Consider the following 1,969-nt stretch of genomic DNA (forward strand, 5'->3'; position numbering starts at 1 on the left):
TGTAGGGCACGAGCCTGGAATCAGAGCATCCCACAAAGAGAATCGTGGGATGCTGACCCTGCTCTACCAGACTCTGGAACTTGTCCTTGTAATCAGGAAAGTAGTCTTTGTGAAAGCGCCGCAGGCGCTCCAGTAAATGGTCATCCATGGATGATCACTGTAGCAAAGGTGAGTCCGCCGAATCCAGATCAATACCCTGCACATCCCAACGAGATGCCAGCACACTCATGGTCTGCCGCAAAGCCGTGATCCAGGCTTGCTGATGCAGAGCCTGCGCCACAGCCTGACGCACAACTTCATAAGGTTGCGCCTGACCGGGCTGGCGCGCCAGCACTTCCACCACATGCAAACCGAAGCGACTGTGCACCAGGCGAGGCAACACACCCACATTGGCCTGAGCCTCGTCCTGGGCGAACAGTTCCTTGGCAAATTCAGGCGCGCAATCCTGGGCTGTCAGCCAACCCAGATCGCCGCCCTTCTCGCTTGATGGACAGTTCGACAGCTCACGAGCGAACTCGCTGAAGCGATTCGGATCAGCACGCACGTCCAGCAGCGCCTGCTCGGCACGCGAGCGCAAGGCCTGCACATCCACGCCTGGCGTCACGGCAAACAGGATGTGGCGCGCTTGCAAGGTCTCGCCGATGGCGTACTTGGCCGCATGCGCCGCGTGGTAACGCCGGCAGGCTTCCTCGTCCGGCTCGGGCACGGTCACATGCTCAAGCAGATAACGGTCGATCGCCTCGATCGCCTCTTCGGTGAACACGCCACCTTGCGGGGGCACGTCGTTGGCGGCCAACAGGCCTGCCTCGATGGCTGCCTGACGCAGCAACTCCAGGCTGGCACGCTGACGCTTCTCTGCATCGGACAAGCCCACCTCTTCGTCGGCCAGGATCACCTGGCCAACCTTCAAGACAGCGGGAAGTTCAAGGTTTTCCGGCAGCATGGCTGTTCCCCTCGTGCGAATCACAGACCGATGCGACGGCTACGCACCACTTGCCAGGGGCGCAGCACATAACCAGCAGCGGCAAAACCACTCCACACATGCACCAGGCGGGTGAAGGGGAAGATCGCGAACAACGACATACCCATGAACATGTGCACCTTGAAGACCATCGACGCATCTGCGATGAAGCTGGGGGCATCGCCCTGGAAGGTGACCAGGTGTTGAGCCCAGGCCATCAGCTTGAGCATCTCACCACCATCGCTGTGATGCAGCGACAGCGGGATGGTGGACAAGCCCAGAGACAAGGTCACGAGGATCCAGAACAGCACCAGAAAGTCACGGCCACGAGAGGTGGCGCGAATGCGGGTGTTGGTCAGGCGGCGATGGATCAGGATGATGAGACCGATCAGGCCCAGGCTGCCCAGCGTGCCACCGGCCATCACGGCCAGCAACTGCTTCTGCGAGCTGGTCACACCCAAGGCGTGGATGATCTCGGGCGGCGTCAACATGCCGAAGAAGTGCCCGAAGAACAGACCGATGATGCCCAGGTGAAACAGGTTGGAACCCACACGCAGGCTGCCTGTGGACAGCATCTGACTGGATTCGCTGCGCCAGGTGTACTGGTCACGATCGAATCGGATCAGGCTGCCCAACAGGAAGATGGCGCCACAGATGTAGGGATAGATGCCGAATACGAATTGATGAGAGAGGCTCATGCTGCTGCTCCTCGTTGGGGTGTCGATGCGGTACGCCGCACGATCTGAATGGGCTGAGGCTGATTAGGGCTTTGCTGCCCCTTGCTGGTGCAACCGGCAAAGGCTTCTGGCTCGGCCCAGGCTGCGTCCAGGTCCTCGTCTTCCGGTACGTCCGGTGTCGCGATCTCCTGCTGCCCGATCTCCAGCACGGCAGCAAGCACATGGGCGTACAGGCTGCGGCGCTTGATCAAGGCTGCATGGATGGCGTTGAGGATGTGCGCAATCTCGGCCATGAAGCCCTGCATCTGCTGGGCAGGCAAGGTGGAGGCGA

At 60.5% G+C, this 1,969-nt stretch carries 2 protein-coding genes and 2 pseudogenes; all 4 read right to left on the reverse strand.

The genetic code is table 11. The annotated features are described in order from the left end of the window. Positions 1-148, reverse strand: a pseudogene (locus tag EPO09_RS01225) (carbonic anhydrase); the annotation flags it as partial. 6 nt (positions 149-154) lie between these two features. Next, a complete protein-coding gene (locus tag EPO09_RS01230; protein WP_290639372.1) occupies positions 155-943 on the reverse strand; it encodes a peptidylprolyl isomerase in 789 nt (262 codons plus the stop codon). Between the two features lie 20 nt (positions 944-963). Then, entirely contained in the window at positions 964-1,659 is a 696-nt protein-coding gene (narI, locus tag EPO09_RS01235; protein WP_290639374.1) for a respiratory nitrate reductase subunit gamma, read from the reverse strand. Continuing rightward, positions 1,656-1,969 (reverse strand): annotated as a pseudogene (locus EPO09_RS01240) (nitrate reductase molybdenum cofactor assembly chaperone); the annotation flags it as partial. The pseudogene EPO09_RS01240 and the gene narI, both read right to left, overlap by 4 nt.

The organism is Aquabacterium sp., assembly GCF_004297345.1.
Classification (GTDB): Bacteria; Pseudomonadota; Gammaproteobacteria; order Burkholderiales; family Burkholderiaceae_C; genus Aquabacterium.

Coding starts and splice junctions, on each gene's coding strand:
- EPO09_RS01230 (WP_290639372.1), bottom strand. CDS start 943: ATGCTGCCGGAAAACCTTGAACTTCCCGCTGTCTTGAAGGTTGGCCAG.
- narI (WP_290639374.1), bottom strand. CDS start 1,659: ATGAGCCTCTCTCATCAATTCGTATTCGGCATCTATCCCTACATCTGT.